Origin of the sequence: Stieleria marina, assembly GCA_007741555.1 — a bacterium.
Lineage (GTDB): Bacteria > Planctomycetota > Planctomycetia > Pirellulales > Pirellulaceae > K23-9.
This window is the reverse complement of record CP036526.1, coordinates 1,851,658-1,867,101: the sequence shown is the minus strand read 5'-3', so window position 1 is coordinate 1,867,101 and position 15,444 is coordinate 1,851,658. Positions and strand designations below refer to the sequence as shown.

Genomic DNA, 15,444 nt, shown 5'->3' with positions numbered 1-15,444 from the left:
TCGGGATCGCGGGCAGTGTTTTTTCACGGCTGGTTCACCGCAGGCAGCAACAGATGCACACGTCGCGGCAGAACTTCGATCGACAGCGGCAACCGACCGACATAGTCACCATCTAGTTGATAAGGAATCCGTTCATCGGAATCCAACAGCACGGTTTTGACTCGCCGGCACATCACGTCCGAAAATCGTTTGTGCCAACCAGCCACCACGCCGGTGAAATACCGCAGCCCGCTGGCAATCGAACACCGACGAAAAGCAATCAAATCAAGTTGACCGTCTGTGCCAACCGCATCCGGTTCGATCATCAATCCACCGCCGTAGCGAGGCAGATTAAACACCATCGCCCACCCAAATCGATCCAGTCCTCCAGAATCTGCCGGCTGTTCACGTTCTTCCAAACTTGGTTTTGAAACCGTATCGGGAGCATCTGCGCTTACTTGAGGCACACTGTATTCTTGCGCCATCCTGTCCGTCGTGACGCGAATCTTTGGAAAGCGATACTTGACCAGCGCACGCAATACCGGGCGCGCGTAGCTAAATCGATTGATGTGCCCCTGACGTTTCAGATGCACCCCGCGCACGACTTCGGCATCAAACCCGCACGAAGCCATCACCAAGAACAACTTGCCATTGCCCCGTCCTGCATCGATACGATGACTTTTGCCTCTGCAAATCGAGTCGAACATGCACTGGGCGGTTGGCTGATATCCAAAATAGCGTGCCAACAAGTTTTCCGTTCCGAAGGGCATCGGGATCACGGGTACGTTTGGATCAATGTTGTCAGCCACCAACGAGAGTGTTCCGTCGCCACCGGCGGCCACGACCACGCGGGCAAACGGCGTGGCCTCGGGCGAATCCTGTTGCTGCAGCAAGGATTTCATTTCCGGGATCGATGACGTTTGCAGTACCGCGATGCCGGCGGCGGCCAACAGTTCACGCAGTACTGGCAACTGGTCGCGATGCGCTCCTGTACCAGCTTTAGGACTAGCCACGATAATGACTTGCTGGACTTCCGATGCGCGGTTCTTGGCGGAGTCGATAGTGGGCCACACGCAGGGGATAGAGGAATCGGGAGAGCGAGTTTTGACTTGAGCTGGGACGGTTTGTGAAACGCAAAGTGTCTTTCAACATCCAAGCTTTCAATAGCATATCGCCCGTTCGAGTTTCACACAGATCGTTGCACGCGCCGACGCCGATCTCAATGAGCCCGCAAAACAGCTGTTGAATCGCGATTTCCGAAAAACTTCTTCGTCTGCTGAATTTTCGCTCAATATTGCGACCCAAACCACCTTGTGGTCCCCGGCTGGACTTTCGTAGTTACCGATGCAGCGCGGTGGACGAATCCCTCCACACCGCGCATCGACAGAACAGAGCCAATCGCTACGTTCCCACAAAAATATGATCGATCGATTTCGTAACCTAATCGTTGACCTCCTCCCTAGCGGGACCGCTGCTCCATCGGCTGCAGCGAATCGCCCGCTAGTTGGGATCGTGTTCGCCATCGTTTTGACGCTTGGCGTAAGCACGTACAGCACTCCCGCCCTGGCGCAATTTGGCGGCGGAGGAATGGGCGGTGGTGGCGCCGGTGGTCCCGGCGGAGCGAGTGCACCGGGCGCCGAGATCAAACCCAAGTTCCGCGATCACATTCACTCTCAAGACGGGATGAACCTGCATCGCGAGAAAGGCGACACGATGGTTTTGTCGGTACAGATCACTGGCAATCGTAACATCAGCTCTCACGAAATCATCCAACAGCTGCAAACTCGCAAGGGTCGCTTTTACGATTACGAAACCGTGCTGGGCGACGTACGTCGACTCAATGACATGGGTTCGTTCGACCACGTGACTTTCAAGACGAAAGAATATCCCGAACAAAACGGCGTCTCCGTCGCATTCCTGGTGCACGAACGCGCGATCATCAAACAAGTCATCTTCCACGGCAATCGCGCGCTCAACGATCGTGAACTCAAAGGCCGTGCGGGTTTAAACGTCAATGATCCGCTGAGCGAATTCGCTATCGAATCAGCCCGCCGCAGAATGCTGGACTACTACCGCGAAGAAGGATTCAACCAAGCGTCGCTCAGTGTTGTCACAGGTGCCCGATCAAAACCAGGCGTTGTGGAATTCCGAATCAACGAAGGTCCATTGGAACGGATCTGGAGCATCACGATCGAAGGCAACACGATCCTGACCAGTGCACGGCTTAAGAAACTGATTAAAAGTCGTGGCCCGGCCGTCGGCGTGATTCCGTACCTGAACAACAAAGCCGATCTGCGAAAGATCGACAAAGACGTCGACATTCTTGCCGCAACGTATCACAACCTGGGATACCTGACCGCGACTGTCGGGCGGCGAATTTCCTATGACGACGACGGCAAATGGATGTACGTCACCTTTGTCATCAACGAAGGCCCCCGATTCAAGATCAACAACATCCAGATCGAAGGCAACCAGTTCGTTACCGTCAAATCGGTTCGCGACAAACTGACGCTCAAAGCGGGCGACATGTTCGACGGCACCTTGCTGCGACGAGACGTCGGCGAAATCGTCTACGGCTATGGCGAACTTGGATTTATCTATGCCGAAGTCAAACCGCAAACCGTGATGCGTGACGACAGCAACACCGTCGACCTGATCTACAAAATCGAAGAAGGCGATCGCTGGCGCATCAATCAAATCCGCGTCAACATCGAAGGCGAACCGCATCTGATGCGAGAGACGACGATGCTGAACATGCTGGAACTACGTGAAGGTGACTTCATCGATCGTCGGCTACTGGAAATCGCTCGACGTCGGATTACCAGCAGCCAACTTTTGGAAGTCAATCCGCAGATCGCCGATCCACCGGACATCATTGTTCAACCCAACGACGAACGCTGATGAGCTTCGTGCCACCGACTGAATTTCCCCGCTAACGCAAATTCGACGCACACAGACCGAATGACTATCTCCCACAACACCACGAACCGCCGCGCCAGCCAAGGCCCGACCGCCAGCATGACTTGCGTCGCTGTGAGTTGTGCATTGCTCGGCTTGATCGCGTCGCAGGTCGGATGTTCGCAACTGTCACAGCGTCCCTCAGAACACCTGTCGCTGGGCGACTGGATGCGTGGAAACCACCGGCCACTGACTCCCGATGAGTCGGCGTTTTACTCGCCGCCTGCAGTGGCGTCGGTATCTACCAACTTGGACGCTTCCGCCGTTCACCTAGATGGATCCGTCCCGCCCGAAACCAACTTGTCGGATCGATACGCCGCCAATCAATCCAGCGTTGATGGATCGCAGCGATACGCTGCGTTTCAGTTCCCCGGCAACTACCAGGTCGTTTCACCCGGCCAGCCGACTGCGAATGCCAACAATTCCGCAATCAGCAGCATGCCTTCACAAGTAACTTCGCCGCAGCCGTTTCAGTTTTCTGCTCCGCAAGGTCCCCCGCTGCCCCCCGGGTCCACTGTCGATCCCAACCAGCGTCCCGCGATCGGACAAACCAACAACTACGCAGCGCCCCAACCAGCGGCCCCCCAGTACTCCAACAACCAGTATTCGGGTGGGCCGTACTCCGGCAACCCGTCGCAGTTCCAAGGCGGCGTCAATCAGTCCTTTCAAAATCCTGGCGCACAATCGCAGCCCAACCCCTACGCGGGTCAAAACGGTGGCGTCCAGTACACCCCCAACACGACGCCATTCAATGCAGCTCCCTACAATCAGGGAAACATGCAACCTGGCTTTGCTCCGCCTGGACCTTTCCAAACAGGCCCCAGCGCGCCGACCTTTGTCCCCGGCGATGGAACCAACTATCCGCCGCAGGGCTACGAACCAATCTACACGCCGACGTTGCGTGACGCTGATTTGATCATCAATGGTTTTCCAGCCAGAACTGGTCGCATCATGTTCGGTGGTGCGGTCAACAGTGATGCCGGTGTGACCGGCCAGATCACGGTTGACGAACGAAACTTTGACATCCGGCGTTGGCCGACCTCGTTTCAACAGCTCTTTACGGGACAAGCTTTTCGCGGTGCAGGCGAAACGTTCCGAATCGAAGCCGCACCCGGCAGCGATTTTGACCGCTACACCGTGCAGTGGGCTACACCCAACTTATTCAACTACCTGCCGTTTAGTTTTTCCGTCAGTGGATTTCTGTTTGACCGTCGTTTCAACGACTGGGACGAACACCGTGGCGGAGCACGCACCAGCCTGGGCTACCGGATCACGCCCGACCTTTCACTCAGCGTCGGAATCAGTGGGCAACGCGTCGACATGACGAACCCTACCAGCACACTATCGCCACAACTCAACCGAGCGTTGGGAAAAAGCGATTTGTACACTGGGAGTATCTCGCTGAAACATGACACCCGAAACAGCCCCATCCAAGCTAGCGAAGGACACTACTTTGAAGCCACCTTCGAGGAGTCCTTTGGCGACTTTGACTACTCGCGTTTCGAGATGGAATTTCGCCAGTACTGGAAACTAAGCGAACGAATCGACGGTTCCGGAAAGCAAACGCTTTCCTATTCGACCAAACTAGGATTCAGCGGCGACGAAACTCCCGTGTACGAGAATTTCTTTGCCGGCGGTTACGCAACGATCCGTGGCTTTGATTTCCGTGGCGCCAGTCCCGTCGAAAACGGCGTCGAAGTCGGCGGACGGTTCCAATGGCTCAACACACTGGAATACATGTTCCCGATTACTGCCGACGATGCCTTCCGCGGAGTCGCGTTTGTCGACTTCGGCACAGTTGAATCGGACATCGAAATCAACGAAGACAATTTCCGCGTCGCACCTGGCGTTGGTGTCCGCGTTGCGATTCCTGCCCTTGGCCCCGCACCACTGGCATTCGACTTTGCGTTTCCAGTTGCCAAAGCCGACACGGACAACGAACGCATCTTCAGTTTTTACATGAGCCTGATTCGGTAATCGTAGGAATCCGGCTTGGGTACTCGCCTGAGCCTTTCGCCACGCTCAAGACTCTTCTTTTTTTCGATGAATCCAGTCGTGGCTGGTCGCGCGGTACACCGTGTCACGACCTAGCCGATCAGCCAATTCATCCACAACGCTATCTACCTTTTGCTGCGACTGATTGTCCTCGGTCAATTCAAACAGCGACATTTGCTCGGCTTGGTCGCCAGTCGTCAGGCTTCCCGCGGAAACACCGATCAGCCGCACTGGCCGCGGCTGAGCCTGTCGCATTTCGGCAAGCAATTCCATGGCCACCGCCATGATCTGCGACGTCGAATCGGTCACCGTTGCCAGTGTTCGCGAACGGCTGTACGTCCGAAAATCCTCGCGGCGGTACTTCAGCGTCACCGTTTTGCATCGCCTGTGATGATGTCGCAAACGATGACAAACTTGTTCGCACAAGTGGCTTACCACGGCGCGAAGCATTTCGACATCGGTCATGTCAACCGAAAACGTGCGTTCGTGGCTGATCTGTTTCGCGGTGCGGTCTGGCACTACGCCACGCGGATCAATTGCATTGGCCAGCTTCCAAATGTGGTCGCCCCAACTCCCAAACCGTCGCACCAAACCATCGCGATCACTGCGACGAATATCACCGATCCGGTGAAGCCCTGATTGCTTCAAGTTCGCTTGCCCGACACGACCAACGCCCCAAAGCCGCTTGATGGGCAACGGATCCAAAAACGCGATCACGTCATCGGGCCGCACCACGACAAATCCATTGGGTTTTTCTAAGTCACTGGCAATCTTGGCGACGAATTTCAGCGGCGCGACACCGACACTAGCGACCAAATTCAATTCCTTGGCGATCGCCTGCTTGATCGCGTGACCGATCGTCACCCCGTCGCCGTGCAATCGTGCCGAACCGGTCACATCCAAAAACGCTTCGTCCAGCGACAACGGCTGCACCAGCGGCGTGTATCGATGAAAGATTTCGCGGACTTGGCGTCCGACCGCAGCGTAGTGATCGATCCTGCCGCGGACAAAAATCGCGTCCGGACAAAGCTGCGCTGCGCGTCGGCCCGGCATGGCGCTATGAATACCAAAGCGGCGTGCTTCATAACTGGCCGCCGCGACAACTCCGCGTCCTGTCTTGCTGCCACCGACCACGACCGGTTTGCCTCGCAACTCCGGCTGATCGCGTTGTTCGATGGCCGCATAAAAAGCGTCCATGTCGATGTGCAGAATCATTGCAATAGTAGATCCAACACCGCGTCAGTATTGGACAAGTCATCCAACACCACATCTGGTTTTTCCGCTTCCAACTTTTCGCGGTCGTGGCTGCCAGTGCAAACGGCGATGACCTTGGCCCCGATCACGCGACCGCAACGGACATCCGCCACGGTGTCGCCGATCACCACCACGTCGTCCGCCGCCGTATCGCCGTGACGATCGGCAATGATCTTGGCCGTCCGGCGAGCCAAGTCGTCGCGGTGTTCATCGAACTGTCCGCCAGAAGTCCAGTGAACGTATTTCAGCAGATCGAAGTGCCGGAGTTTTTCTTCGCCCGTTTCGGTCAGGTTTCCTGTCATCGCACAAGTTCGCGCAAGAGGCTCTCCGTGCAGGCGATCCAACAGCCCTCGCACGCCCGCCATGACTTCACCGCCGCACTGGCTGAGCACTTCGGGGAACACCGACAAATACCGCCGCCGAAGTCGCTCGCGAAGTTCGTCTTGATCCGGCAAACCATTGATCGTCAGTAATTCGGCCAACAGCGATCGGTCTGTCCTGCCACCAAACGAAACATCGATGCGAGCGGCCAGCAAATCAAACTCTTGCTCCAACGCCAACCGCAGCGCATTGCTCCCACCGTTGTGTGTCAGCAGAAGCGTGCCATCGATATCAAAAAGTAAAGTTCGCATGCCCCTATCGTAACAGGCCAGCTGCGTTCTGCCGTCCGGCTGCCCTTTGGCATTCTGCGTCGTCTACACGGCACGCTGGAGTCGGCTACTCCTTGGTCAAAAACCAGCCCTCGGGCGGATCCGGAAGATCGAACGCTTCGTGATACTCTCGCTGCATTCGTTCGATCCACATGGCCGTTTGCTTGTGCAGTTTGGTCGGCTGTCGTCGAATCGCTTTGCGAGCGAGTGTTTTTGCCGTTGAAAAATCCTGTGCCGCCGCCGCCGCTAACGCCAAATTGTGGACCGCGGCGATCTGCAGTGAATGATCTTCGGCGGCTTGAGTCCAAATCCGTTTGGCTTCATCCCATCGTCCGGCCCGCGCTGCCATGTTTCCTTGGCGTACCTCGGCACTTCCCGGCATCAAATAGGGAATCGCAAGGGTCACTTCATCGCGGCGAGTCGAAGGCGTAAAGAGCCGATAAGTGTCACGCACTGCGGCTGTCGCCAAAACGACCTCTTCATCGGCGACCAGTCCCAAGTCAGGATAACGTTGGATGGCGGATTCGCGGTCCACCACGACCGGAGCACCTCGCGCCCGTCGCTGATCCGCTGAACGGGATTGCGAATCCCCCAGTTCGGACAGTCTCCAGGAAACCGTCAAACGTTTTCCGTTGGCCTGAACACTCGGTGGTCTTCGGTCCTTCAAGATTTCGCCACGCAGCACATAGTCGTAACCTTCCAGCGACGCCGCTGCCTGCAATGCAATGTCGCTGGGGGCGTCTTCGGTGGCCGAAACCAAGCGAATGGCTTCACTTTGTTCTAACTGAACGGGCTGCGAAACAATGGTCGTTCGCCCCGTGTCACTGGGCACGCCCACGATCAGCTTTTCTCGCAACAGGTCGGCCGTCTTTTTCGGACCGGCGACTTCCGATAGCACGACCTTTTTGCCTACTGTCGATTCGATCAACGGTGGCTGCCAGACGTGGATGGGTGCCGACATCCGACACCCAACCGGCGATGCCAGCACCAGTCCCAAGAGCAAACCATTTCGCAGTCGGCGCAGCGTCGACCACCGGCCACCTGAGGTGGCTGGCCAGTGGAAATCGATCATCGCGATCCTTCTCATCGTTTGATCTGTAACCACCGCGTCGCGTGCAGATCAAGTTCAATCCGACTTGCGGCGTGCCAACCATTGTAAAACGGTCAAAAAGAGCCGTGAAACACGCCAAATGCGTCCACCTTACGCAGCCGCGCCCATTCAATAGAATTTGCACTTCGCGAACCACTCCCCTCCTGCACCGCTCTCGAACGACATGCCTCGCTACAACCCAAACGAAATCGAGCCTCGCTGGCAAACCTACTGGGAAACCAATCGCACGTTCGCGACGCCCGAGATGCCCGGCAAAAAGAAACGCTACGTGCTGGACATGTTCCCGTACCCCAGCGGCGATGGACTGCACGTCGGACACCCCGAAGGCTATACGGCGACGGACATTGTCGCTCGATTCGCGCGGGCTCGCGGTGAAAGCGTCTTGCATCCGATGGGCTTCGACGCGTTTGGATTGCCCGCCGAAGAGCACGCGATCAAAACGGGCGAACACCCGCGGATTCAAACCCAAAGCAATATCGACAACTTCACCCGGCAACTGAAAAGCCTGGGTTTCAGCTACGACTGGGACCGCGTGTTGTCGACCACCGACGAAGACTACTATCGCTGGACACAGTTCATCTTCCTGGTCCTGTACGACACCTGGTTCGACGAAGAGAAACAGGTAGGTCGCCCGATCGACGAACTGCCGATTCCCGACGACGTCACCCAAAGTGGCCGCGAAGCCATCGAAGCGTACCGAGATTCGCATCGCTTGGCCTATGAAGACGCAGCTTTGGTCAACTGGTGCCCCAACTTGGGCACCGTCTTGGCAAACGAAGAAGTCATCGACGGCAAAAGTGACCGCGGTGATCATCCCGTCCAGCGCATTCCGCTGCGACAGTGGATGCTGCGAATCACGTCCTACGCAGAACGCTTGCTGGACGGTTTGGATGAACTGGAGTGGCCCACCGGCATCAAGAAACTGCAGCAAGACTGGATCGGTCGCAGCACGGGTGCGGAAGTCGATTTCTACATCGGCAGCGACTCGGATCGGGAAGCATGGAAGTCCGATCGTGCGGCATCCGGCTTTCCAGCAGAAGCAGGTGATTCGGCGCTGCGTGTTTACACGACTCGGCCCGATACATTGTTCGGGGCGACCTACATGGTCGTCGCGCCTGAACACCCTACCGTGGGTGCATTGACGACCGATCAGTACGCCGATCAAGTCAAACAGTACTGCGAGAAAGCGTCGTTCAAAAGCGATCGCGAGCGGACCGACGGGAGTGACAAAGGAAAAACCGGCGTCTTTACCGGCAGTTACGCAATCAACCCGGTCAACGGAAAACCCGTCCCCATTTGGATCGCCGACTACGTGCTGGCCGGCTACGGCACCGGTGCGATCATGGCGGTCCCGGCGCACGACGAACGCGACTTCGAATTTGCCAAGACATTTAATCTAGACATCATTCCCGTCGTCGACCCGCCAGCGGATCATCAACAACACGCCGAAATATTGTCGGGCGATGTTTGTTTTGTCGCGGAAGGAAAAGCGATCAACAGCGGTCAGTTCGATGGACAATCCACCGCCGAAGTCAAAGCCGCCGTCACCCAATCGCTTAACGAAGCAGGGCAGGGCAGCGAAGCGGTTAACTACAAACTTCGCGATTGGCTATTCAGTCGCCAACGATTCTGGGGCGAACCGTTTCCGATCTTGCACGAACTGGACGCCGACGGAAACGCGACCGGCATCCGCCGCGCCGTTGACGTCGCCGATTTGCCTGTTCGTCTGCCCGATTTAAAAGACTACCAGCCGCACGGTCGTCCTGAACCGTTGTTGGCAAAAGCCGATGACGAATGGTTGCACGTCACGATCGATGGCACGCGTTACCGACGCGAAACCAATACGATGCCGCAGTGGGCCGGTTCGTGCTGGTACTACCTGCGTTACATCGACAACAAAAACAGCGACGCATTGATCGATCCGGCCAAAGAAAAAGCCTGGATGCCAGTCGATCTGTACGTTGGCGGTGCCGAGCACGCCGTGCTGCACCTGCTGTACTCGCGATTTTGGCACAAGGTGCTGTTCGATCGCGGACACGTCAGCTGTGCCGAACCGTTCGGCCGCCTGGTCAATCAAGGCATGATTCTGGGGTCGCCCCAGTTCCACGTTACCGAAGATGAATTCAGCAAAGCCCAGTCCAAGTTGGCAGAACTGGGCATCGACGGTGCGCGAGTCGAAGACGGCGAAAAGACGACCGTGATTTTGAAATCCGCCGGCAGCACCGATGATCTTTCGGACGAACAAACCGAAAAACGCAAAGGTCAGACGTTCGTCAAAGGCACGGACGTCAAAGTGCTTGCCAAAGCCGATAAAATGTCAAAGAGCCGCGGTAATGTGGTCAACCCGGATGTGATCGTGCGTGAATTTGGCGCCGATTCGCTCCGTCTGTACGAGATGTTCATGGGGCCGCTGGAAGCCACCAAGCCTTGGGTGATGACCGGCGTCGGTGGCGTTCGGAACTTCCTGGATCGCGTTTGGCGAATGACCATCGACCACGAAGCAGACGAGATCGTGTTGAACGCAGCACTCACCGACGGCGAGTGTGATGAAGAACAAAATCGGGTGCTTCACCAAACGATTAAAAAGGTGACCGAAGACACCGAGGCGATGAGCTTTAACACGGCGATAGCGCGGATGATGGAGTTCACCAACCACTTTACGCGATCGAAGCAACGCCCCAAATCAGCCATCAAGACGTTTCTGATTTTGCTGTCGCCCTACGCGCCGCACATCAGCGAAGAACTGTGGAGCATCTTGGGCGAAAAAGAGTCGATCGCACTGCAAGCGTGGCCAACCTGGGACGAATCGGCCTTGGTTCAAGACACGATCGAAGTCCCCGTGCAGATCAACGGCAAAGTCAAAGCGAAGATCAGCGTGGCAGCAGACATCAGCAAAGACGCGATGATCGTAGCCGCCTTGGCCGATGAAGCGATCAAGAAACAGACCGAAGGAAAAACCATCGTCAAACAGATCGCCGTCCCAGGCCGATTGGTCAACCTGGTGGTCAAATAGTCGCCGGCGCCAGGTGCTGGTTTGCGCGTGCAGGCTCTTACAGTGATGGCCGGCGCGAGACTGAAGTGGACTCCGGCGTTCGACCTAAGCATGCGTGGTCGATCGGATCGCAAGCCAGTCGTCGCGTGACTTCTACGCGACTCGTTTCAACTGGCCGACTTCGCTTTGTTTGTAGAACACGCCTTCGAGCTGAACGAATTGTCCGGTGCGTGCGTCAGCAAACACGCCGCCGACACACATCATGCAATAGCCCAGGCTCTCGAGATACTCGACCATTTCAGGAAACAGCGTTTCGCCATCGTATAGGGGCGTCAAAGCCATTTCGGCTTGGAGCCCCACTACGCGGTCCATCGAGTTGAGCGCGCCTTCGAGCACGTCTTTCTCGAACCCCTGAACGTCCAGTTTCAAAAAACAACGGTCGTCTGGTTTGCTGTATTGATCGATGATGGAATCGAGTTTGCGGATTTCGACCGTCTCGGTACCAATCGTTTTCGACGTCGGAGCGGCATCGGTGTGCGCAGACGTGATTTCGCGAAACGAACTGCTTTGCGAATTGCCAGCGATGTTGATATCAGCTTGACCATCAGTTGCCCCCAACCCGACATTGACGGCCTGCCAATTAGGAAACGGCCGCGCGTTGGACTGCAGTTTTCGAAAGGCCGATGACAACGGCTCGAATGACACGAGCGGCCTACGCCAACCCATCGATGTCATCTGCCGACCGTATTGGCCATTGTTCGCGCCGACATCAAACACGACATCGATTCCGTACTTGTTCAACAACGAGGCCGAGTGATCCGGCCGGTGCTTGCCGCCCAGGGGGGTTCTGCCTAATGGGGATCGCTGAACCATCCCGCGAACGTAGGCTTTGATATCGTAAGTTGACACGCCAGAATCCTTTCCGAAGTCCTAAATTGACTAGCGGAGTGTATCTGGAGGGCAGACAACTCTCCAACAGCGAAAACGCCCGTAAATATGAACGTTTCGAGGCCAAAAGCAGCTTTTGCCAGCTACCCGCGGCCAAACCGGCCTATTTATCGTGGACATCAACGCCAAACGAACGCAGCTCTTTGGTAGCCGCTGCCTTGTCTTTTTCGTCAATCGGATTGCCGCCTAAATAGACGTCCAAATACGGCGCGAACCGTCGTTCTCCCTCAGCGTCTTTGCGACACATCTCGACCAGTGGTTTCAAATCGCTGACCTGGTTCTTGGACATAATCAGCATGTCCAAATCATCCAGTTGCGACAAAGGCGCGAGCGATTCGATCTGATTGCCGACGATCTTCAAAGTCGTCAACCAACCCAATTTGCTGACCGGTGAGAGATCTTTCAGTTGGTTGCCCGATGCATCAAGGGTCCACAGTTTGGTCAAACCAGCAATCGGCGAAAGATCTTTTAGTTGATTGTCGGCAACGTACAACGTTCGCAGGTTCGACATTTTCTTCAGCGCCGACAGATCCGCAATTTCGTTTTGCGACAAATCCAACAACTGCATCGCTGTCAAGTTTTCGATCGGCTTCAGATCTTTGATCTTGTTGCCTGCCAGAGTCACCGACTGCAAACGCTTCAGATCTGCGATTGGCTTGAGATCAGTAATTTCGTTGTCAGCCAAGTCGATCAACATCAACACGCGGCAGTGCTGCAAGCCTTCCAAGCTCTTGATCTTCTTTCCCGTGCCAACCACACGCGAAATGTTGGCAACGTCTTCGGCGGTGATGGGCTGCTTGTTGTATCGTTTTTCAAAAACTTCGTGCCTAACAGCCTCTTCCAGAGCTTTGTCCGGAAAAGCGGAAACCATCTTCTTTGGCTCCTCTTTCTTCTTTTCGGCCGGCTTCTTCATCTCCTTCTTGTCGGCGGCTTTCTTCGCTGCGGCCTTTTTGTCGGCTGCCTTTTTCTCGGCGGCTTTGTCCGCTGGCTTCTTTTCTGCTGGCGTGGCGTCCTTCTTTGCTTTTGGAGTCGCGGTCTCTGCGGCAGCTGGCTTCTGTTTCGCAGATTCGTCGGCCGGCTTATCGTCGGCGCGAAGCGCGGGAGTCGTTACCAACGCGAACACAAACACCAAACAAAAGAATTGGCGATCGAAGGGGGGCATGCGAGTTCTCGAATGCTAGAGGTGCGAAAACGGGGAACAGAGATTCCCAAGATTTTAGTCACACCAACTGGTCCGTGCATGCCCTGTACAGCTGACAGCACCGTTTCGGTCACACTTTGCAGGCCTACCGACCTAGAGCCCAAGAGACAAGAGAGCTTGGGCGCAGACGTTTTAGCCCAAGCTATTTAGAAACCAGCATCTTAGAATCGCTCGCGGGGATCTGTCAGTCCATCGGCCAAACGCCGGAGGGCTTCCGTTTCGATCTGTCGCACACGCTCTCGCGTCAGCCCTAGTTCGGCACCGATTTCTTTCAAGGTTTTTGGCTCGGTTCCGCCCAGGCCGAAACGCAGTCGCAAAACGGTTTCTTCGCGTTCGTCCAAATCGCCCAACAACTCCATCGCGTGACGCAAAATGTCGTGGTCCAACATCGCTTCGTCGGGCGCCTTGAGACGCTCGTCTTGAACCATCTCGCCGAGCGACCAACCCGATTCGCTCTGATCGCTTTGAGGCGTGCTGTTGCTGATGCGTATCGCTTTGCGAATGATCGGCAGCTTTTTCTTGGGCAACCCAAGTACTCGGGCAACTTCTTCATTGGTGGGCGTTCGACCAAGTTCTTCGTTCAATCGCGCCGTCGCACGCCGCCACTTACTGAGCAGTTCCACCATGTAGGCGGGAATACGGATCGTCTTGGCACTGTTGATCAACGCTCGCTTGATCGACTGCTTGATCCAGTAGCTGGCGTAAGTGCTAAACCGAGTTCCCACGGTCGGATCAAACCCTTCGACGGCACGCAGCAGTCCCAGGTTGCCTTCTTCGATCAAATCCTGCAGCCCCAGCCCTTTGCCGGTGTAGCCACGCGAAATATTGACCACGAGCCGCAGATTGGCACGCACCATTCGGTCGCGAGCTTCCACGTCACCCTGTTCAATTCGACCAGCCAGCTCCTGCTCTTCTTGCGCGCTCAGCAGCGCGGTCTCGTTAATTTCACGCAGATACGTCTCCAGCGGAGACTGAGCCGCGCTGCTTTTACGAGTCGTCTTGGCTCGCGATGACTTTGCTGGAACTTCGGCGACTGCTTCGGTGGCGACCGGAGTAGCGATCGAAACGACGTCGTCAGACTTGGGAGTAGCAGGCATGGACATCTCGTGGACGCTGCCGACCACGTATTCAGAGGAACATGACAATGCGATCAGGCGCCGGCAAGGACGACATTCAGGACGATCGCACCTCAGATTCCTCAGCCGTGGTCGGCGAGAGGGAATTGGGTACAAAAAAGTAATCGTCACTTTTGATAGCAACCTTCATCGACTCGCTTATCGTCGCGGGTGTGCGGACGATGCCGGTTGTAGGCCGAGCGAACAACTCCCCGGACGCCAGACGTCCGATTTTCTACAAAGCCGTCATTCTCGCGACAAAGGCTTAGCCCGTTTTTTGCGGTGAATTGGCAGCTCGAGCGTTTCGATCTATGATCTCCGAACTCATCAATTCTCACACATTGCCGCAAACATGAAGCTGATCGACAGCCACCACCACCTTTGGAAATACTCGCCCGAGCAATACGGTTGGATCAGCAATGAAATGGCCGTTTTGCGGAAGGATTTCCTCGCCGCACAGCTTCGTCAAATCGCCCAGCAAAGTGGCGTCGACGGGTTTGTCTCGGTTCAAGCTCGCCAAACCCTGGCGGAAACAGACGAGTTGCTCGCACTTGCCAAAGAAGAGCCCCTGATCCAAGCCGTGGTCGGTTGGCTCCCTTTGGCCGATCCCAGTATCGACCAAATTCTGCAGCGATACGCCGATCAACCCAAACTCAAGGGCGTCCGGCACGTGGTCCAAGACGAAGCCGACGATCGCTTCATCATGGGCGATGATTTCAACCGGGGTGTCGCGCTGCTGAAAGAACAGAACCTGATCTATGACGTGCTGATTTTTGCCAAGCAACTGCCCGCGTCGATCGAATTTGTCGATCGGCACAGCGATTTGCCAATGGTGCTTGACCACATCGCCAAACCGACGATTCAAGCGGACAAGTGGGATAGCGAATGGGAAAAACACTTCCGCGAAATCGCACGCCGCGAAAACATCAGCTGCAAGTTCTCCGGCGTCACCACAGAAATCCGTGACGAACATTGGACGATCGAAACAATTCGCCCTTACTGGGACGTCGCGTTAGAAACGTTCACTCCCAAACGACTCCTGTTCGGCAGCGACTGGCCCGTCTGTTTGCTCCAGACCCAGCACTCCGATTGGCTGAACCTTGTTCGTGAACTCGCCAGCAAACTGAGCGACGACGAACAAGCAGCGTTTTTCGGCGGAAACGCCACTCGCGTCTATGGACTCGACAACTAAACCTTCGCGGCACCAGCCACCGCGAATTATTGACCGCTCCTCAGCGACC

General features: G+C 56.0%; 11 protein-coding genes. 4 read left to right on the top strand and 7 right to left on the bottom strand.

What is annotated here, in order from left to right; genetic code table 11:
• Window positions 1-23: 23 nt before the first annotated feature.
• Entirely contained in the window at window positions 24-992 is a 969-nt protein-coding gene (locus tag K239x_RS06590) for a diacylglycerol/lipid kinase family protein (protein ID WP_419189751.1), read from the bottom strand.
• 406 nt (window positions 993-1,398) lie between these two features.
• Between K239x_RS06590 and K239x_RS06585 the strand changes: the two genes are divergently transcribed.
• Window positions 1,399-2,880, top strand: coding sequence for a BamA/OMP85 family outer membrane protein (locus K239x_RS06585; protein WP_145416986.1), 1,482 nt, complete (start codon window positions 1,399-1,401; stop codon window positions 2,878-2,880).
• Between the two features lie 60 nt (window positions 2,881-2,940).
• The gene (locus K239x_RS06580; RefSeq protein ID WP_419189750.1) at window positions 2,941-4,914 is read left to right on the top strand and encodes a BamA/OMP85 family outer membrane protein; all 1,974 of its coding nucleotides are present in this window, start codon (window positions 2,941-2,943) and stop codon (window positions 4,912-4,914) included.
• 45 nt (window positions 4,915-4,959) lie between these two features.
• Here the strand turns inward: K239x_RS06580 and dinB are convergent, their stop codons facing one another.
• From dinB to K239x_RS06565, 3 genes are all read right to left on the bottom strand, one after another.
• Window positions 4,960-6,147: a DNA polymerase IV gene (gene dinB / locus K239x_RS06575; protein WP_145416985.1), complete on the bottom strand. Its 1,188-nt coding sequence runs from the start codon at window positions 6,145-6,147 to the stop codon at window positions 4,960-4,962.
• Window positions 6,144-6,818, bottom strand: coding sequence for an HAD family hydrolase (locus K239x_RS06570; RefSeq protein WP_145416984.1), 675 nt, complete (start codon window positions 6,816-6,818; stop codon window positions 6,144-6,146). Before K239x_RS06570 ends, dinB begins: the two co-directional genes overlap by 4 nt.
• An 85-nt stretch (window positions 6,819-6,903) precedes the next feature.
• Window positions 6,904-7,908: a hypothetical protein gene (locus tag K239x_RS06565; protein WP_145416983.1), complete on the bottom strand. Its 1,005-nt coding sequence runs from the start codon at window positions 7,906-7,908 to the stop codon at window positions 6,904-6,906.
• A 202-nt stretch (window positions 7,909-8,110) separates the two neighbouring features.
• Here K239x_RS06565 and leuS point away from each other — a divergent pair, with 202 nt between their 5' ends.
• The gene (gene leuS / locus K239x_RS06560) at window positions 8,111-10,960 is read left to right on the top strand and encodes a leucine--tRNA ligase (RefSeq protein WP_145416982.1); all 2,850 of its coding nucleotides are present in this window, start codon (window positions 8,111-8,113) and stop codon (window positions 10,958-10,960) included.
• A 132-nt stretch (window positions 10,961-11,092) separates the two neighbouring features.
• On the opposite strand, the gene K239x_RS06555 is transcribed toward leuS, so the two are convergent.
• From K239x_RS06555 to K239x_RS06545, 3 genes are all read right to left on the bottom strand, one after another.
• Window positions 11,093-11,848: an FkbM family methyltransferase gene (locus K239x_RS06555; RefSeq protein ID WP_145416981.1), complete on the bottom strand. Its 756-nt coding sequence runs from the start codon at window positions 11,846-11,848 to the stop codon at window positions 11,093-11,095.
• A gap of 142 nt (window positions 11,849-11,990) precedes the next feature.
• Complete coding sequence (locus K239x_RS06550) at window positions 11,991-13,049, bottom strand: leucine-rich repeat domain-containing protein (RefSeq protein ID WP_145416980.1); 1,059 nt, start codon at window positions 13,047-13,049, stop codon at window positions 11,991-11,993.
• A gap of 200 nt (window positions 13,050-13,249) precedes the next feature.
• Window positions 13,250-14,185, bottom strand: a complete 936-nt coding sequence (locus tag K239x_RS06545) for a sigma-70 family RNA polymerase sigma factor (RefSeq protein ID WP_145416979.1) — start codon at window positions 14,183-14,185, stop codon at window positions 13,250-13,252.
• Window positions 14,186-14,555: 370 nt separating this feature from the next.
• Here K239x_RS06545 and K239x_RS06540 point away from each other — a divergent pair, with 370 nt between their 5' ends.
• Window positions 14,556-15,395 (top strand): amidohydrolase family protein, encoded by an 840-nt coding sequence (locus K239x_RS06540; protein ID WP_145416978.1) that lies wholly within the window; start codon window positions 14,556-14,558, stop codon window positions 15,393-15,395.
• Window positions 15,396-15,444: the final 49 nt, after the last annotated feature.